Below are 18,467 nucleotides of genomic sequence, written 5' to 3'. Positions count from 1 at the left end.
ATCCGGCATTGAGGCAAAAAAGATGCGAGACGACCTTGCCGTGCTGGCGCAGTAGCGCGGCGACCAGCAGCGGGCCGAGCCAATGCTGATGCTGCAGCGGTTCGATGTCCTGCCAGGCCTCCCAGGCGATCGCCGCGGCCAGCACGGCCGAGATCGGTGGCGAGACAAGTACTGCCGCACAGACGGGAGTCTTAAAGGATCCCCCACGCCCGGTAGCGCCCCCGGGTGCTCGACAAGGGGCTTGCCGGCGACGGGCTAGATGGCGGGCTCTATGTCGTCGTCGACGGCGTTGATGGACGCACCCACTATGTCGAGACAAGCGACGACGCAAAGCTCGACGAAGTGAGGCGCGGCCACATCGTCGCCCTCGAGCCGGTCACGTCAAAAGCGGAACCCCGTGCGGCCGATCTCAACATCCGCGACATGCGGCCGAGCACGGCGGCATCTACCGGCCGAGCGAGCATCTGGAAGCGACTCGGTCCCAGATCGAGCGCATCAAGGGCGATCCTGACGCCTTCATCCGATCGCATGTACGCCGGCTCGGCTGGGCCAAGGGTGGAACACCTGAGCTTGCGGCCCGCAAGAATTGACCGGAATGGAAAAGCTTGTTGCCACGCGAGCAACCGCCAGAGCTTCGATATAGCTGAGCGTGGGCAGTCTTGTTCGAGGAGTTGACCGGCCACGGGGCCGGCTACATCATTTTCTGGCTGTCGCCAATCCGACAAACGGCGTTAAGCACCCAACGAGCGGTTTCGGGCAACCTGCGGTTGACCGTCTTGCCGGTGCGGCCCTGGTGTCGATGCTGGGCACGGCCTCGGCCGGCGCTGATCACCAGACACGCCAAGCGATCACGCACAACACCGCGAAGCACATCCAGACCGCTATGCGAATGTCGATTAGGAACTTGTCGCCAGCGCTTAGGATGGCGGCGATATCGTCGGTGGTCTTATCCATTATGGTTGCGATGGGCTGCTCGAGAGCCGGATGCTTTTCGCCCCAGTTTTCTCGCGTCATCCTATCCTTTGCTTCTTTCCGAGTGAAACCTCTTGGATTCTCTTCGGCAAGTAATCTTTTAGCGTTTGGTACTTTAGACATGGCTAATTCTCGTTACCCGCTTTGCAATATAGATAGATCCGTCTCTCCTCAAGCGTAGTTATTCACAATAATTTCATTAACGCGAGCCCTGCTGACTTGATCTCGAAGAGCACATCACTGCCAAAATGAGCTTGGAACGTCTCCATACGCTTCGGGTTGCCTTCCCCAGGGCATACCCTTCATATCCGATAGCTCTGCGCTAAGCGCCAACTTGGATATGGCTGCCTTGAGAAACGCGATTAACAACCGAAATGAAATCAGCGACCAGTCTGTTCGGTTGGCCCCGGTAGCCAATGGCGATGACGCATTCGCGCATGTCGACGATCTGCCTGAAGACCACGCCTGGCCGCGCGTAGTATTGCGCGGTGCTGTCCGCTGTGATGCTTATGCCGCGGCCGGAGGCGACCGCCTGAAGCTCGGATTCGACCGTGGCCGCCTCGAACACCACCTTCGCCGGTCGGTTGACGCGGTAGTCGTTGGCCAACCAGTAGTCGCGCCATACGCCCGGCACCGGAGCGGCGACGATCGGCTCGTCGAGTATGTCATCGAGTTCGACCGTTTCCTGCAGAGCGAGGCGGTGCCCCGTTGGCAGGCATACGACGCATTTCTCGCGCGCGATTGCGACAATCTCGATGTCGTCGAGATCGACCGGTGGCCGAATGATGCCGCAATCGACCTTGCCGTCCCGCAAGCCCGCTGTCGGATCCGAGAAATCAAACTCCTGCAGATCCAATGAAGCACCCGGGCGAATTCGCTCGAACTCGCGAATGATCGCCGGAATGAACTGAACGGCGGTACCGATCATGTAGCCGACGCGCAATCTGTTCTTCAAGGCAAGCTGGAGCGCCCTCGCTTCGCCCTGGAACGCATCGATGTCCTGGTTCAGCGTCCGCGCCCTCGCAAGCAGCCGCTCTCCGGACTGGGTCAGGGTCACGCTGCGGGTGGTGCGCTCGAACACCGGAAAGCCAAGCGTGCCCTCGAACTGAATGATGGTCTGCGACAGCGCCGGCTGCGAGACGTTCAGCCGTTCGGCGGCGCGCGCAAAGCTCCTCTCATCCGCCACGGCGATGAAGGCGCGAATATGCCGGATCTGTATATTCATAAGCGACACCAATTAATCGTTCAGCCATTCGTCCTTGTTGTCAATCGGTCCGCATGAATAATCACGAGGCAGGCCAATGAGTTGAGGTGAGCCATGAATATTAGCCGTACAGACGTCTCCCAGATTCAACGCGTCATGGAGCGCGGCATGCGATCGCTGATCCATGACCCCCTGGAAGGCGACAAATCCAAGCTCACCTTGGTGCGCGCCAAAGGCTCCTATGTCTGGGATGACCAGGGCCGCAAATATCTCGACTGCACCTCGCAAGCCTGGTCGAACAATCTCGGTGCCAACGACCCCAGGGTCGTGGAGGCCGCGATCGCCCAGTTGCGCGAAATCACGCATGCCCGCCCGAATTTCAATACGGTGGCGATGCTTGAGCTCACCGCGAAGCTGCGCGAAATCTCGCCCGGCGACCTCAACCGCATCGGCTACTGCCTGCACGGCAGCCTGGCGGTGGAAATGGCGATGAAGCTCGCCTTCAAGAACAAGCCTGGACGCCACAACATCATCGTGCTGCAGGACGCCTATCACGGGCGTTCGCTGACCACGATGGCGGCGAGTTGGCCGCATCCGAACAATCCGTTCCTGCCGATCCAGCCGCGCTTCGCCCGCGTGCCGCATCCCGACCCCTACCGGCCGCGGCTAGGCATGGACGTGGAGATGGAATCGAGGCTGTGCCTGCAATTGCTGGAAGAGACGATCCACAAGGGCGTCGACGGCGGCGTGGTGGCGATCATGATGGAGCCGATCCCCGGCAATGGCGGCCATATCGACTTGCCGCTGTCCTTTCTCAGGGGCGTACGCGAGATCTGCGACCGCCACGACATCATCCTGATCTGGGACGAGATCCAGAGCTGCTTCGGCCGCACCGGGGCGATGTTCGCCTCCGACTATTTTGGTGTCGTGCCCGACATCATGACGTTCGGCAAGGGTATTGGCGGCGGCTTCCCGCTGGCCGGCATCATGGCCAGCGAGCGGCTGAAGGGCTTCGAATCCGGCGAGGATGCGCTGACCTTCGGCCAATTCCCGGTCGCCATGGCTGCCGCCGTCGCCACCATCGATGCGATCATCGCCGACGACCTGTGCGGCAAGGCGCGCGACCGTGGCGCCTACGCAACGCAGCGGCTGACGGAAATGGCCGAGCGGCGCAAGCTGATCGGCGACATCAGGGGACCGGGCCTGTTCGTCTCGCTTGAGCTGGTCAAGGACCGGGCGACCAAGGAGCCGGCACTGAAGGCGGCCTCGGAGGTCTATCGCCGTGGCGTCGAGAAAGGCGTGCTGTTTGGCGAGAGCCGCTACGCCGGCCTCGGCAACCTCATCAAGGTCAAGCCTCCGCTCGACTGCACGCATGAGGACATGTCGCATGCGCTCGACGTGCTCGATGACGTCCTGGGCTCGATCGAGGCCGAGGGCATCGCATGACCGAACCCGCCCGACGGCGGCCACGCCGTCGCGACGAGACGACTCAAATTAGTACGAAGATACTAACGTTCGAAAGAGGATCATAATGCAAAGAACCACCATCAACAGGCGCTCCGTCCTCGCAGCCGGCGCCGGCGCGGCGCTGTCCATGCCGTTCATCCGGCCATCCTGGGCACAGGCGCAAACGGTGCGCGCGCTCATGTGGGAGGCCTATGTGCTGCCCGACGTGGTGTCGAAGTTCGAGCAGGACAACAACGTCAAGTTCGTCGCCACCTTCTTCGACGGCAACTCCGAGGCCTATAACAAGCTGCGCGTCGGCGGCGCCAAGGAGTTCGATCTCGTCCAGGCCGACGGCTTCTGGCCGCAGCTCTATTTCCGCGAGGAGCTCATCCGCTCCGTCGACTATGCGCACGTGCCGAGCGCAACCAGCTACCTGCCGGAATTCAAGCCCGAGAATTTCAAGGTGCTGACCGACGCCGCATCGGGCGCCAAGATAGGCTATCCGTTCTGCTGGGGCGCCTACGGCATCACTTACGACGCAGCAGCGGTGGAGCCGGAAAAGACCGATACAATCGCGTGCATGTTCGATCCCGCGCTCTCTGGCCGGCTGTCGACCAGCGCGCGTTTCGAGGAAAACATCGCGCTGGCAGCACTGCTGGTCACGGATCGCCTCGGCTCGCGCGACAAGCCGCGTCCGGACGGCAAGCCGTTCAACCCCTATGTGCTGACCGACGAGGAACTTGGCGAGATCCAAAAACTGCTGGTCGAGCAGAAGGCGCTGCTGCTCACCCGCTATCAGGACAACCCGACGCTGTTCCAACTGCTGCAGAGCGGTGCCGTGGTGGCGGCAACCGAGTTCGCACAGGTGTTCCGCCAGTTGCTTACCGCCAAGGACGGCAATCCCAAGGAGGATTTCCGCCACGCGCTGAAGATGAAGGAAGGCGGCCTCGGCTGGGTGGACACCTGGCTGGTGACGTCAGGCGTCGAGGACGGACCCAGGCTCGAGCTGTGCAACCGCTTCATCGACCGCATGATATCGGCCGAGGTGATGAAGCGCATTGGCGAAACCGCCGGCTGCTCGACCACCATCGACCTCAGGTCGATCTCCAGCGAGGAAGACCGCAAGCTTTACCTGATGGACCGGTCGAGCGAGATCGCCGACCTGTTCATGTTCGACCAACCCTCGTCGCCCGAGAAATGGGAACGGGTGTGGTCGAATGTCCAGGCAGCCTGATCCAAAGTCCGTTCCCAGCTCCCAGGCGACGGCTGTATCCTCTGGCGGGCATGATCCCGCCAGAGGGACCGATGCCCAGATATTCAGGTCAGCATCCATGAACGCGAGCCTCGACGGCGTTGCTACGCCCTATATCCGCATTGCCGGCGTGTCGCGCCAATACGGCCAGGTCCGTGCCCTGCACGACCTGTCCATCGACATCGCCAAGCACGAATTCATCGCCATCCTTGGTCCCAGCGGGTCCGGCAAGAGCACGCTGCTTCGGCTGATCGCCGGACTCGACCGGCCGAGCACGGGCCGCATCTTCTTCGACGGCATCGACGTCACCGATCTGCCGCCGTACAAGCGCGGCATCGGCATGGTCTTCCAGGAATTCCTGCTGTTTCCGCACCGAACCGTGCGTGAAAACCTCGCCTTTCCGCTGCGCATGACCAACCAGCCGCAGCAAAAGATTCTCGAACGGCTCGACTGGGCGGAGGCAATCCTGTCGCTGCGCGGGCTCATGGATCGCTATCCCAACCAATTGTCCGGCGGTCAGCAGCAACGTGTCGCGCTCGGCCGGGGTCTCGTCACCCACCCAACGCTGCTGTTGCTCGACGAGCCGCTCGCCAATCTCGACCGCGAGCTGCGCAACGAGATGGAAGTCGAGATCCGCCGCTATCAGAAGCAGCTCGGCATCCCTTTCGTCTACGTCACCCACAATCAGGAGGAGGCACTGTCGATGAGCGATCGCGTCGCCGTCATCAACGGCGGCAGGCTGGAAGCGCTCGGCGAGCGGCAGACGATCTACGACCATCCTCCGACACCTTTCGTCGCGCGGTTCGTGGGCAAATCAACGCGCTTCGACGGCGCATACAATCCGGCGACGGGGCAGATCGAGCTGCAGCACTACAACTACGCCTTCCCCTATAGCGGCGCCTTCGAGCGCAAGGGCGACGTCCGCGCAGAAGTCTTCGTCAAGAACGAGCGCTTTCAGCTTTCGCCCTGGACGGCCGTCGCAACCGGCATTGCGTGCACCATCGCCGACATCGTGCTACGCGGGCCTTTTGTCGAATATATCCTCGAGACCGAAGCGGCCGAGCGCATCATTGCGGTTAAGCCGAAGACATCGGACCAGGCGGTACTCGGCACCAAGCTGTCGCTGTCGTGGGACCCAGCTGCGTGCCACGTCTTTCCGGCAGGGAGGTAAGCCGTGGCCGATCCCGACAACCGGTGGAACAGGCGGCTGTTCCTGCATGTGCCCGCCATCTTCCTGGTCCTGTTCTTCGTCCTGCCTCTGATCGCACTGGTCATCCTCAGCTTCTGGCAGACCGAAAACTACAAGATCGTGCGCGAATGGTCCGCGACGAACTATGTGACCCTGGCGACCGAGCCCGCCTACTTCGTCTTCTTTGTGCGGTCGCTGTTCCTAGCAATCGGCGTCTCGATCTTTTCGGTCGCCGTTTCCTGGCCGATCGCCTTCTTCATCGTACGCCACGGTGGTCGTTACAAGCTGATCCTTTCCCTGCTGCTTGCCGTGCCCTTCCTCTCCGGCGAGGTCCTGCGCCTTATCTCCCTGCAAGGCATGCTGGGGCCGACAGGCCTGGTCAACGGGGTGCTTTTGAAAATAGGCTCCGCTCCGCTGCGATTTATCATGTATTCGAACTGGGCAACCTTCATCGCACTTGTTTATCTCTACCTGCCGATGGTTGTGACGACAGTCTATTTGTCGCTCCTGAATTTCGATTTCCGTCTGACCAGCGCAGCGAGTTCCTGTGGCGCCAATCGCTTCCAGGTGTTTTGCGAGATCGTGTGGCCACTCAATCTGTCAGGAACAATTGTGGGATTCTTGCTCTGCTTCATTCCCACACTGTCCGCGTCCCTGGCCCCTCGCTTTCTCGGAGGCCCGAGCGGCGTACTCTATGGGATGTCGATCGCGCAGCAGTTCGGCGAGTCCGGCACGTGGGCTCTCGGCGCGGCCATGGGCGTTGTGCTGTTCCTGTTTTCGATGGCGGTGCTTGGCGTGTTCAGCCTCGGCATCGATCTGCGACGGACGGGCTTCACAGGAATGGGACGGCTGTGATGTACGCACAGGCGAGCAACGAAAGGCTGACCAAATGGCTGATGGCCGCAATCCTGGTGGCGGCCTATGGCTTCCTCTACATGCCGATCGTCCACATCCTGTTCGCCTCGCTGTCGAGCCGGCCAAACTTTCCCTATCCTCCGGAGTTCGACTATGGGAGCTACATCAGGCTCTACACCAATACCGTCTATCAGAGCGCCTTCCTCAACAGCCTGATCATCGCGACGTGCACGTCGATCCTTTCGACGGTGCTGGGCTTCCTGGCAACGGTCGGGGTGCTGCGCTTTGCCGGCCGTAAGGCGCTCGTCTATGCCGCGTTCTTTGCCGGGCCGCTGTTCGTGTCCGAGATCCTGCTCGGCATCTCGTCCATGTCGCTCTACTATCTCGCGTTCGAGCTGCAGGGAAACATGGTCACAGCCATCATCGCCAATTCGGTGCACTGCTTCTCGTTCTGCTTCCTCATCATGGCCGCCCTGCTCTACCGGTACGACTGGCGGATGAACGAGGCGGCGGTTGTTTGCGGCGCCTCGCCGGTCCGCGTCTTTTTCGAGGTGATGCTGCCGCTAACCTGGTCGGGGATCCTTAGCAGCCTGATCGTTGCCTTCGTGCTGTCGCTCAATGGCCTGGACATCTCATTCTACCTGCTGGGCGCTACCCCAACGATGCCGTCGGTCGCCTGGGGCGCTCTGCGCTATGGCGTCAAACCGGAGCTTTACGCACTTTCCTCGATCATCAACATCCTGGTTTTTGCTGCGATTATCGTCCTTTATTTTGTCGCCCGATCGGACAGGCAGCTGTCTGTGGAGTAGCGGAGGGAATGTTGGACTGCTTCCTGCCAACTCAACTCATTCGACCGCTTCTGATCAAACCAGCCTTGTTCGCGGAAGTCCCCGTGCCATAGTCGTATTCCTTCCTTCTTGGGAGGGATTTTCGGCTGGCCGCGCCGTGCAATAGAATTGACCGCAACATCCGAGGGACGCGCTGATGAGGGTATTTGCTAGGTGGGGGCGCCGCGGGCTACCCGAAACGCGCCTGAAGGATCGCGGGGCTAAGTGCGGCGTTCAACTGCGCCGCGGTTCGGTGCCCGTTCCTGTACAGGTGCGCCAGGAGCTGCGCGACATCTTCGCGCGTATGGGGTCGACGCCGGCGAAGTCGAGGAGGTCGGGTCAGTCATAGAATTGAAGCGCGTAGACGACAAGAACTATCATCACCCGGTGTTGCAACCGGTACGAGTTTGCGACAGACTCAGTCCCAACAAGCCGGTCATCTGATGGACATCGCTCGACCAAGGAAGGGGAATGCGATGCGTGCATATTGGTTGATGTGCATTGCCGCGCTTGCTCTCAATGCCACGCCGGCGGCAGGGGAACCTTCGGTCGAGCGAGGACTCTACATCTCCATCATCGGCGGCTGCCACGATTGCCACACCGAAGGATATAGCGAAAGTGGCGGCAAGATTGATCCGGCCAAGGCTCTCAAGGGAAATGCACTCGGCTTTCAGGGACCGTGGGGAACCAGCTATGCGGCAAACCTGCGGCTGACGGCCGTCGACCTCACAGCCGACGGCTTCGTTTCATATCTTCGAGGCCTTGGGACTTATCCACCGATGCCACAGTATAATGTACGGGCTATGAGCGATGAGGACAAGAAGTCGCTCTATCTCTATATCCGCACGCTCGGTGACGCAGGCGAGCGAGCGCCGGCTTTCGTGCCGCCTGGCGACAGGGTCCATACGCCTTATATCGTCCTCGCCCCGCCCTTGTCGCCGCCCGCCTGCACACGCGATTTCGATTGCGGTGTAGGAGAAGTCTGCGATCCCGGCGGCTCCGGGCAGTGCATGAAGAGATAACGCTCAGACCAACTGGCCGCCATCGCGCACCGGCATTCGCTGGCGACCAGCTCTACTTCGCCATCCAGGTTCGGGGAGCAGAGCGTCAACTTCCGACATGAACTTGGCAAGGCGTCCTCCGCCGGATGGATACTTCATAGGCAGAGCGAGCTTAGTATCTCCCCCGGCGTCTCTTTGAATCGGCCTTAGGCAGCATACTCCTGCAAGCGTTAGGGTGCCGGCCAGCAAAGCCTGTCGGTGCGGGCGTCTTGCCAGTGCTGGACTGGTCGCGGGGAGCGTCGGGGGAGCGGCCGCGCCTTTTTCAGCGGCCATGACCCCCTCCCCGGTCAAAAAACCGCGGGTGGGTTCAAGGTGACCCCCTAGACGCGCCAAATCGCGACACGATGGACGCCAGTCCGCCCACCAGAAATCTGGGGAATTCAGGCGAGGGCAAGCGCCTGGGTTATATCGGCAACAAGGTCGTCGGGGTGCTCGACGCCGATCGACAGCCTTATCGTCGACTCTAGAACGCCGATTCGTTCCCGAACGTCTTTGGGCACACCCGAATGGGTCATGGCGGCAGGGTGGCTAGCAAGCGATTCCGTGCCGCCAAGACTGACGGCAAGTTTCAATATCTGAAGCGCGTTGAGGAACGCGAACGCCGCGGCCTGACCACCGCGGATGTCGAACGAGAACGTCGATCCGGCGCCCGTGCATTGCGTCCTGAATACCCCTGCGGCCGCAGTGTCGTCGCCGAGGAATGGCAAATAGGCCACCCTTGCGACCTTCGGGTGGTCGGCCAGGAATTCGGCGACGATACGGGCATTGGCGTTGGCTTTCTCCATGCGAATGCTCAGCGTTTCCAGCGAGCGGCCGAGCATCCAGCACGAGTGCGGATCGAGCTGCGTGCCGATCGCCCCCCTGAGCGCCTTTATCGATTTGGCGACGACCTTGCTGCCAAGTGCCGCGCCGGCGATCAGATCGGAATGGCCACCGACATATTTGGTCAGGGAGTAGACGGAAACGTCAACGCCGTGGTCAAGCGGACGCTGAAACACCGGTCCAAGCAAAGTATTGTCGCACACAACGACCGGGCGCTCGCCCTGTTTGGCGGCGATCTCGTCGGCGATGCGGCCGACAGCCATGAAATCGACCAACGTGTTGGTCGGGTTGGAAGGCGTTTCGATGAAGATGACCGATACGCGACCATTCCTGCAACCTTCATCGGCCGCCGCGCGAATGGCTGATTCATCGACACCATCGGCGAAACCTACAGCGCCGACGCCAAAATTGGCCAGGGTTTTGGCCAGCAGAGTTTCAGTACCGCCATAAAGCGGTTGCGAATGCACGATGACGTCACCCGGGCGGGCGAAGGCAAGCAGGGTGGTAGCGATGGCCGACATGCCGGACGAGAACAGGATGCAGGCCTCGGCCCCTTCATATATTGCCAGGCGATCCTCGACGATTTCGCTGTTGGGATGATTGAAGCGGGAGTAGACCAGCCCGGCTCCGGTTCCGCTCGCCGGTTCCTTGCGTCCAGAGGCGAAATCGAAGAAGTCGCGCCCCTCTTCGGCAGATCGGAACACGAATGTCGAGGTGAGGAACACCGGCGGCTTGACCGCACCTTCTGACAGCTGAGGGTCGAAGCCGTAGCTCAACATCAACGTTTCCGGATGCAGCCGATGATTTCCGATATGCGTTTTGGACGGACGTGGGGCTGTCATGGCGATTCCTCCGGTCAGGTTCTTCAGACCAAAATTAGAGGAAGAACCAACACCAGTCTCTTGCTAATCCACGCGGGTCTTTGGTCCCAGACAGATCTGGCACGCGATGGTGGGCTCGCGCGAGGATGCTGTTGGACTAGAAGCGGGCCGGTCGGTCCGATCTCTTTTTGGGGAACTCCTCGATAGCACGCGGTTTAATGCCAGGCTTCTGCCGGTCTACCGCAGATTCGCGCTCCGACCGTGCGAGGCTTCCGCCTGCTGTGGCTGGCGTCGCCGAGGACGTTCTGGGCTGGCGCGGCTGGAAGCTCCAATTGCCGGCTTCGACGAGTCTTTCATGCTGCGGACGATCGCGTCCAACGCGCGCTCGATCGTGGTCCTGGCCGCTCGCATCGTGTGATCGTCGAGGCCGCATGGATGGCGATTTCTCTCCAGTCATATCCGCGGGGTTTTCGCGGAGGCATTTGAGACCGTGCGATCAGCCCGAGGAGAAATTCTCTAATCCGCGTACTCTCAGCAGGAGACACGATCGGCTCCAAACGGAGACGGCAGAGGTCAGAGATTTTGCGGGAGAGCAGTCCGGTATGCGAAATTTCAGGCATGCTGATAGGCTATTTGGGTTGTCCGCGACGGCGGTGAAGGAGTGCGCGATTCTTGCCGTTTGCGAGGCCTAACGGGCAAGGTTCAACAAGAACGTCGCAAGCATGGTTGAAACGAGCTGAATCTAAACACGCACAGCGGCCAGGAAACGGCGTTTAGCAAACGATTTCGGTAACGGCACTGTATTGGCGGTAGCCCTGCCCTTGGTGCCGTTGATGCTGTCAAGGAAGTCGCGCATCTTTTGAGCGGCGAAATTGCAAGGGCCACACCACTGTGCGCAGATGTCGATCAGGATCCAATCCTGGCCGTTGCTGTACTTGCTAAGCGTGACGTCATTTCCAAGCTGGTCCTTGCCACTGATGTCCGCAATCCTCTTGGCACTGATGTCCTTATTTTTGACCACAATTTTGTCCCCGACCCGGTGGCCCTCAAGAACCGGCAGCGCGAAGAACGCCAACCTTCCATCCCGCCACCCGGCCCCGCTACCGGCGATCTGAGCGCTGTATTGGTAACGAGTTTTGTCGGTGTCGGTGTCGGGATGGTTGTAGATTGGCATCCTACTCGTCCCTCCATACCATCCGCTTCTCCTACCGGATTTCTATAAGGCGCCGGAAGCGGATCGTGTGGGCCTGCTCTCCGGCTGGGTGGAATAGCTGAGCTCTCATCCACTCCCGGCTCTTGCACTGCTGGCAGCGAACCTTCTCCCTTACCTCGTCGATCGTGACGTTGCCGATGACCTCGCGCAACTCGAGCGGCTTATAATAGCGCGTGAGATTGCAGCGGGCGCAGCGGATGCCCGCCACCTGCCCGGCATCATGGGCATGCGTCAGGGTCCAGGCGGCTCCTCGCGGCCACTTTTCCGGTTGCTCGGGCATGCATTCGAATTGTGAACATATTCCTGTCCGGTCAAGGGGCCGCTTGACTCTTTTGTTCTCATTTCGTTCACTGTTGCCTTTGAGCGAAGAAATCAGACTGCCGCGACCCGAATACGCGACCCCGCCCGGTGTGCAGCACCACGTTTGCGAGCACGACGGCTGCAGCAAGGATGCCGGTTGGGGTTTCGCCAAGCCGAAGCAGGCGCCGCACTGGTTCTGCTTTGAGCACCGCGGCGAAGGCGAGCGCTATCTGTGATGGAGGCATTGATGTCCCGCATGACCATTTTCAGCGAACTTGAGGCGGCGGCCGATCAAATCGCTGAAATCTCCCGCGCGGATTTGCAGATCATGCTTCGACGGGCAGCACTTATGCTCAGGAATGTGACCGGGCTTGCCCTATAGCCGAACGTCGAGGAATCCCTTTCCGGCTTGGCGGTTGAGATAGGCCAGTCGAAAACAGAGCTCGTAAGAACGATCGTGGGTGATTGGCTGATCGCCAACGCCTATCTGCCGGTGCCGTATTCCCTCGACGAGGAGAGCGCTGTGGATGGCAACGCATGATCACGGCACCAAAGAGCATGAGCGCGAGTACGCCGACCGAGAGATAGACTGCCAAGAGGCGATGGAGCCCGGCTTTCAAGCCATTGTCGATTGCATGTTGGAGGCCGGCTGGCAGCGCGAAGAAGTGATGCGCTCCCTCCGCCGGCTGATCGCGGCCGACAACATGACGCAAAAGGAAAACGCCAAGGTCGAGGCCGAGTTGGCAATTGCGAGGGCGATGATCCGCGCGGGAAAGGCACTCTAAAGAGGTGGAAGACTTCGCCTTATGTATGCGCCCGGATATTTTAGCAGGAGCGTATATTCATCGACAGCCGGTGCCCTTAGCACAAGTCCCCTTAGCTATCCCGCCGGTTAGGCCCGGCGGCCTTTGATCGCCCAAACTGACCAAGGCTACCGGGCCGCTCCCGTGTTTCGCCTACCCAGCCAGCGACGAAGGCGGCCGGGCAGTAACAACGCTCAGCTTTTCTCGCCTTGCAAGAGTAGGCTTCTCGTAGGTCTTCTTCACAGGTGCCCTCATTTGACCGACATTCGCTGGACGGTCCGCCTATGAATCCAGCCAACGCACGCCAGCTTATAGACGCATGACGCGGCGCGCTGTAACACATTAGCAACAGTTAATGTTCTTCGTGGAAGTCCTTAAGCGAGGCGTGGCGGAGCTTCTCCTCGCCTCTCAGGAACTTCACCCGGCCTACGAGGCCTGGCCTCAGCCACTCGGCCTTTTCCTTCGCAAGCCCTTTCGGGGGTGGAGCGCCGACCTTACCCTGAACGCGGTCCCATAGCTGGCTGCCGCTTGTCAACTTTGAAGGTGACGAAGGCGCCGCCCATATAACGGCCTTGATCGGCTATCAGCACCATCGCCGGCTTCCCCGGCTCGCGCTGCACGCCGATGATGTCCATTTCCTTCTCGACGAAGCACTTGATCTTGCGCCAGTTCATCGTCGGGCCACTGCGGTAGACGCTGTCCAGCCGCTTCGAAACGACGCCCTCCAAGCCAGCTTCGCAGGCCAGGTGGTAGACGGCATCGCCGGTGCCCGGCAGGGCTTCGCTGAATTGGATGCGCCCACCGTCGGGAATCAGCGCGTGCAGAATCTCGCGGCGGTCCTTCAGGGGCATGTCGCGCAGCTCGTGGCCGTTGAGATGCAGCAGGTCGAACGCGACGAAATAGAGGTCTTGCGGGCGCCTGGTGATGGCCCAGCGCAACGCGTGGAAGTCTGAAAGCCCCGCCTCGTTGGTGACGATCGTCTCGCCCTCGATGATGAAGTTCGCCGCCTTGAGCGCCGCGGCTTCTGCCGCAAGGGGCCGATATTTGGCCGTCCAGTCGATCCCGGTCTTCGTGTAGAGGCGGATGCCGTCAGCATCCTTGACGAGTTGGGTGGCTACCCAGTGGTCACAGGTGTTCCCATGGCCCGGCGGCTCACCACTTCCCCCGAAGACTGGTTGGCTGCCGGGCCGCTTGGGAGCCCCGCCATCCGCGTCTTCAGTCGTTCCAGACAATTTTAAGCATCGTCGGACCTTCTGCGCGATGCATTGGGCCTTCGGTCGCCATTGCGTGGCCCCGAGCAATATAACATCCTGCTCCGCGTGTTATCGGGGGAACACCTTGTTCATAGATTACTACGAACTGTTAGAGATCAGTCCGCGAGCCAACTCGGAAACGATTGAACGGATATTCCGTTATTTTGCCATGCGCTACCATCCCGACAATCGGGATACCGGCAATGAATCACGCTTCAGCGAAATCGTAGAAGCCCATAACACGCTCAAAGATCCGGTCAAACGCGCCCAATACGATGTCCAGTATAAAGACCATTTGAGCCTTCGCCGCGAGCTGACCGAGGAAGCCAGCGACGCCAAGGGGCTTGAACGGGACGTCGTCGTCCAGGCCAAGCTGCGGTCGCTTCTTTATGTGAAACGTCGACAAGACGTCAACAATCCCGGCATCGGCGATGAAGAACTCGAGCGCCTGTCGGGCTGCCCGCGTGAGCATCTGGAGTTTCATCTCTGGTATCTGAAGGCAAAGGGCTGGATAGCAAGGATCGAAAACGGAATGTTCGCCATCACCGTGGACGGTATTGATCGCGCGAACTCCGAACATCCTCGTGAGGCCGCGGTGACCAGACTACTGGAGCACACTCACTGAGGCTTCTGAAGCCCCCGGCCGCGCGCGTTTCTGTCGCTGCTCTCCTACAGCGCCGAAGCAGGATTCCCGCGTGCCAAGCTGCTGTTTGACAACGACCGGGTCCGCGAAAAATTGGATGATATCTGTAAGAGGGCACGGAGCAACGCGCCGATGCTAACCGGACCTAAAGGCCAGAAGCCCGCCGACGTGATCGGCAACGCGGTTCGCTTCATGCGGATTGCCCCTGGCGAGGAAGCCGACGACGGCAAGAACGCCACCGCCAAAGAGCTTGGTTCGAAGGGCGGAAGCGCGCCGCCAACATGACACCGGAGCGCCGCACCGAGATCGCTAAGAAGGCAGCGGAGAAGACGCGAGTTCGCTTCTAGGAGGCGGAGAATGCGAGCTTAGGAACGGGCTTGCGCGTCGATTGGCTAAAGAACATTCTAAGTGCGCTCCGTCCCCGCCACTTGGACGGAGCGTAGCCCGGCCTGATTTCGAGTGCCGAACCCTGCAGGCCGGGCTATCCATCGCATCGAAGATTTCAAGCGGCTTAGAGTTTCGCAGACCGTGCCCGACCATGCCTCCAATCGATAGCCCCGCAGTCAAACCCCAAGCCCCCCGCCCTTGGCCGCTGGGCCGCTAGTAGTCCGGCCAGCGCGCGTTCTTTGCCGCCGCTGGTCTACACCGCCGAAGCGTCCCGCGCGTCCTGGCGCCTCCGGCTGGCCTGAATTTCGCCGCTCCCGCGCCCGAGCCCGCGCTCAGACGGAATCGCGATTGTGGTTCAGTTTGAATTTTAGCGGCCTCGGATCAGCAACTTGGCTTCTCGCAAGAGCGACGCCCAATTGACACTGCCCAAAAGACTCACAAGGTCGCGAGCCTGTTCGAAGGTAACGCCCGTTTCTTTAACCAAGCGTTGCACTACCGGGCTGTTCATCGCTCTGGGCTTGTCGGGTTCGTCGGCCATAGGAGGAACTCTTTCGCCCGGCGGAAACGCTACCACCCCGGAAGGGTTCCACCCAAACTTCGGAATGGACTCTTCTGTGCGACCGCAGACAATCAGCCGTCGCCTGCTTTCGAACGGCACAGGGGCGATTGGAGGTTGTGAAGTGCCAGTTGGCCTTGGTGTGATTGGCGTTTCGCTCCTGCTCCCAGGCGGCGACTTGGTCGATGAGGGTTTGCTTGTCGGGAATGCGGCGATCGAGGCACTGGGACGATAGGACGCCGAGTTCGGACTCTGCCAGATCGAGCCAACTGCCGTGCTTGGGGGTGTAGTGCCATTCGAAGCGTTCGACCAGCCGCCTGGCTTCGGCGGCCGGAAAGGCCTCGTAGAGTGACGCCTTGCTGTGGATGTTGAGATTGTCCTGGACCAGAACGATGGTGCGGGCACGCGGGAAGTGGATATCGGCCAGATCCTTCAAGACGTGACATAATCCACGGCGGTGTGGCGATCCGTGACCTTGACTCGGCGCCAGCCCTCGAGCGGAGCAAACATCATGAAGAGGTTGGCGGTGCCGTGGCGCTCGTACTCGTAATCGAAGCGGGCCGGGCGTCCCGCTTTCATCGGGATCGGCACGCGCGTTTCGGCAAGCAGTTGCTTTGAGGTCTCGTCCAGGCAAACCAGCGGGCAATCGGGATCGTGCGGCCGCGTGTACACGGCCAGGATATCTTCCATCGCCGCTACGAACGCACTGTTCGCCTTTGGCGGAATGACCCAGCATTGCCGCCGATGCGGTTTGAGAGCGTTTTTTTAAGCGTCCGCCCGATCGTTGAGTCGCTGGCGCGCTCGACGATGCCGAGTTCCACGACCTTGTTCTCCAGTAACCGCAACGTCCAGCGCGTGCGTCCCTTGGGCGGTTTAGAGCAAGCCAAGGCAATCAGTTTGGCCTCCTTCTCGCCGTCAAAGATCGACGGTACGGCCGGCGTCGCCCGTTGCTTGCGGCTCAACACCGCCTCAAGGCCCTCTTCCACCAGTTGCTTGCGCACCCGGTAAACCATCGAAACGCTGGTCTCCAGAGCCTCGACAATCCGGCTGTCACTCCAGCCTTCACCGGCTTCCGAGACGTCGGCCTTCAACAAGATCCGCGCCTTCAGCAGCCGTTGCGCAAGGCTCTTTCCCTTGCTGATAAGCGCTTCGAGCTGCTCACGCTCATCCGCGCTTAATCGCACCACATATCGCTTTACCGAAATCTCCTTCGCCGCCATGATTCCCTCCGCCGCCAATAGTGACGTCAAAAGCGAATCACTAAATCCTTTCAAATTAGTTGAAGCGGGCAACTAGTAAGCAACTAGTAGCAAGCGGCGGCCCAAAGAAACTGTGGTGGGGTGAGCGGGTAGCGGGTGCCGCAAATGCGCCGCATCGAAGGCCGCTCACGAAGGAAACTCATCCCACCATTTGATAGCTTCCATCTCGACGCGGACCGCGTCCGGAATTTCGATGACCTGATGGACGTCGAATCGACCAAGCGAAGAGAACCTCGATCCTCGACACAAAGTCCTCGAGAACCTCGGTCCTATGCGGCCTCTGCTCTGTTTCGGCAATCCTGCCGGAGTTCGTCCGCGTAGAGCAGGTCCACGCTTGCTAACCCTTTTGTCTGATCGATTACTCATTCGGATGGCGGCAAAGTAGCCTGAAATAATACTAAAATTCATGAGGCGTCGTGACTGAAGTCGTGGCAGTTTATATGTCGCGTGAGCGCACTTGAGATGAATTGATTCCAGATCTCAGTGCGGCAATTTGGAATGAATCAGGTTCAAGCTGGCCTACTAGCGGGACGGAGTAGGATCGAGCCTCATGACTTTTGTCGATCGTGCCCACTGGAGTGGTGTAGCTGACGGCATTGTCGCCGTGCTCTCCGGCATGGGCCGGAATTGATCAGCGCGCCACTGCCGGCAGGCTGATGAGCGGATCATCGCTCATCTGGCTGATGGTCTCAAGAGTCATGTAGCGCGCCCGCTGCACGGCCCATTCATCATTCTGTTCAAGCAGCAACGCGCCGACGAGACGGACAATGGCATCGTCATTGGGGAAGATGCCGACGACCTCGGTGCGCCGCTTGATCTCGCCGTTGAGACGCTCGATGGGGTTGGTCAAGTGCAGCTTGGCGCGGTGCTCCTTGGGGAAGGTCATGTAGGCCAGCACGTCGGGCTCGGCCTCGTCCATGATTGTCGCCAGCTTCGGCACCTTCGGCCGGATCTGGTCGGCGACGGCACGCCATTGGGCGCTGGCAGCCTCGGGCGTCTCCTGGGCGAAGGCGGTGGCGATGAAGGTCGAGACGACCCTGCGGCCGCTCTTGCCGGCGTGCGCCAGCACGTTTCGCATGAAGTGGACCCGGCAGCGCTGCCATGTGGCGCTGAGCACCTTGGTGACGGCGGCCTTGAGGCCCTCATGAGCATCGGAGACGACAAGCTTGACGCCGCGCAGGCCGCGACGGGTCAGCTTGCGCAGGAACTCGGTCCAGATCGGCTCGGCCTCCGAGGTGCCGACCTCCATGCCGAGCACCTCGCGGCGGCCGTCCGCGTTGACGCCGACAGCGATGATGACGGCGACCGAGACGATGCGGCCGCCGCGGCGCACCTTCAGGTAGGTGGCGTCGATCCACAGATATGGCCAATCGCCCTCGATCGGCCGCTCGAGAAAGGCCTTCACCTTGCCGTCGATCTCCTCGCAGAGCCGGCTCACCTGGCTTTTGGAGACGCCGCTCGCGCCCATCGCCTTGACCAGGTCGTCGACCGAGCGCGTCGAGATGCCCTGCACGTAGGCCTCCTGGATGACCGCGGTGAGCGCCTTCTCGGCCATGCGACGCGGCTCCAGGAAGCTGGGGAAGTAGGAGCCCTTCCTCAGCTTT

Annotated in this window: 18 protein-coding genes and 1 pseudogene; 11 read left to right on the top strand and 8 right to left on the bottom strand. The window is 60.6% G+C overall.

What is annotated here, in order from left to right:
- A partial coding sequence (locus EH240_RS39490; RefSeq protein WP_245436677.1) for a DUF1612 domain-containing protein occupies positions 1–145 on the bottom strand: 145 nt, incomplete at its 3' end.
- An 80-nt stretch (positions 146–225) separates the two neighbouring features.
- On the opposite strand from EH240_RS39490, the gene EH240_RS35160 reads away from it, so the two are divergent.
- Complete coding sequence (locus EH240_RS35160; protein ID WP_245436676.1) at positions 226–675, top strand: DUF3363 domain-containing protein; 450 nt, start codon at positions 226–228, stop codon at positions 673–675.
- 153 nt (positions 676–828) lie between these two features.
- On the opposite strand, the gene EH240_RS35155 is transcribed toward EH240_RS35160, so the two are convergent.
- Positions 829–1,095 carry a hypothetical protein gene (locus EH240_RS35155; RefSeq protein ID WP_125006948.1) on the bottom strand — a complete coding sequence of 89 codons (267 nt, stop codon included), beginning with the start codon at positions 1,093–1,095 and terminating at the stop codon, positions 829–831.
- Between the two features lie 199 nt (positions 1,096–1,294).
- Positions 1,295–2,197 (bottom strand): LysR family transcriptional regulator, encoded by a 903-nt coding sequence (locus EH240_RS35150; RefSeq protein ID WP_125006947.1) that lies wholly within the window; start codon positions 2,195–2,197, stop codon positions 1,295–1,297.
- 147 nt (positions 2,198–2,344) lie between these two features.
- On the opposite strand from EH240_RS35150, the gene EH240_RS35145 reads away from it, so the two are divergent.
- The 6 genes from EH240_RS35145 (at position 2,345) to EH240_RS35120 (ending at position 8,767) form a co-directional block, all read left to right on the top strand.
- Complete coding sequence (locus EH240_RS35145; RefSeq protein WP_125006946.1) at positions 2,345–3,622, top strand: aspartate aminotransferase family protein; 1,278 nt, start codon at positions 2,345–2,347, stop codon at positions 3,620–3,622.
- 85 nt (positions 3,623–3,707) lie between these two features.
- On the top strand, positions 3,708–4,856 hold the full coding sequence (locus EH240_RS35140) for an ABC transporter substrate-binding protein (protein ID WP_125006945.1): 1,149 nt from the start codon (positions 3,708–3,710) through the stop codon (positions 4,854–4,856).
- Positions 4,857–4,953: 97 nt separating this feature from the next.
- A complete protein-coding gene (locus EH240_RS35135) occupies positions 4,954–6,045 on the top strand; it encodes an ABC transporter ATP-binding protein (protein WP_167484304.1) in 1,092 nt (363 codons plus the stop codon).
- 3 nt (positions 6,046–6,048) lie between these two features.
- On the top strand, positions 6,049–6,918 hold the full coding sequence (locus tag EH240_RS35130; RefSeq protein ID WP_245436675.1) for an ABC transporter permease: 870 nt from the start codon (positions 6,049–6,051) through the stop codon (positions 6,916–6,918).
- A complete protein-coding gene (locus EH240_RS35125; RefSeq protein ID WP_125006943.1) occupies positions 6,918–7,727 on the top strand; it encodes an ABC transporter permease in 810 nt (269 codons plus the stop codon). Before EH240_RS35130 ends, EH240_RS35125 begins: the two co-directional genes overlap by 1 nt.
- Positions 7,728–8,221: 494 nt before the next feature.
- Positions 8,222–8,767, top strand: coding sequence for a hypothetical protein (locus tag EH240_RS35120; RefSeq protein WP_125006942.1), 546 nt, complete (start codon positions 8,222–8,224; stop codon positions 8,765–8,767).
- 419 nt (positions 8,768–9,186) lie between these two features.
- Here the strand turns inward: EH240_RS35120 and EH240_RS35115 are convergent, their stop codons facing one another.
- Both EH240_RS35115 and EH240_RS35110 read right to left on the bottom strand, forming a co-directional pair.
- Positions 9,187–10,470: a cystathionine gamma-synthase family protein gene (locus EH240_RS35115; protein ID WP_125006941.1), complete on the bottom strand. Its 1,284-nt coding sequence runs from the start codon at positions 10,468–10,470 to the stop codon at positions 9,187–9,189.
- Positions 10,471–11,191: 721 nt separating this feature from the next.
- Positions 11,192–11,623 (bottom strand): redoxin domain-containing protein, encoded by a 432-nt coding sequence (locus tag EH240_RS35110; RefSeq protein WP_125006940.1) that lies wholly within the window; start codon positions 11,621–11,623, stop codon positions 11,192–11,194.
- Between the two features lie 586 nt (positions 11,624–12,209).
- Between EH240_RS35110 and EH240_RS39980 the strand changes: the two genes are divergently transcribed.
- Positions 12,210–12,344 (top strand): hypothetical protein, encoded by a 135-nt coding sequence (locus EH240_RS39980; protein WP_342634125.1) that lies wholly within the window; start codon positions 12,210–12,212, stop codon positions 12,342–12,344.
- A 145-nt stretch (positions 12,345–12,489) separates the two neighbouring features.
- Complete coding sequence (locus EH240_RS35100; protein ID WP_125006939.1) at positions 12,490–12,747, top strand: hypothetical protein; 258 nt, start codon at positions 12,490–12,492, stop codon at positions 12,745–12,747.
- Positions 12,748–13,259: 512 nt separating this feature from the next.
- Here EH240_RS35100 and EH240_RS35095 read toward each other — a convergent pair.
- On the bottom strand, positions 13,260–14,066 hold the full coding sequence (locus EH240_RS35095) for an ATP-dependent DNA ligase (RefSeq protein WP_342634124.1): 807 nt from the start codon (positions 14,064–14,066) through the stop codon (positions 13,260–13,262).
- Positions 14,067–14,103: 37 nt separating this feature from the next.
- Between EH240_RS35095 and EH240_RS35090 the strand changes: the two genes are divergently transcribed.
- Positions 14,104–14,643, top strand: a complete 540-nt coding sequence (locus tag EH240_RS35090) for a J domain-containing protein (RefSeq protein WP_125006938.1) — start codon at positions 14,104–14,106, stop codon at positions 14,641–14,643.
- 150 nt (positions 14,644–14,793) lie between these two features.
- Positions 14,794–14,946 (top strand): hypothetical protein, encoded by a 153-nt coding sequence (locus EH240_RS35085; RefSeq protein WP_245436674.1) that lies wholly within the window; start codon positions 14,794–14,796, stop codon positions 14,944–14,946.
- A gap of 767 nt (positions 14,947–15,713) precedes the next feature.
- Here the strand turns inward: EH240_RS35085 and EH240_RS35080 are convergent.
- Positions 15,714–16,824: pseudogene (locus EH240_RS35080) on the bottom strand (IS630 family transposase); the annotation flags it as partial.
- 670 nt (positions 16,825–17,494) lie between these two features.
- A partial coding sequence (locus EH240_RS35070; protein WP_125006937.1) for an IS256 family transposase occupies positions 17,495–18,467 on the bottom strand: 973 nt, incomplete at its 5' end.

The sequence above is a fragment of the Mesorhizobium tamadayense genome, assembly GCF_003863365.1.
In the GTDB taxonomy this organism is placed as follows: Bacteria; Pseudomonadota; Alphaproteobacteria; order Rhizobiales; family Rhizobiaceae; genus Mesorhizobium; species Mesorhizobium tamadayense.
Note: the sequence above shows the minus strand (reverse complement) of the source record. Positions and strands in the feature narration are given on the sequence as shown.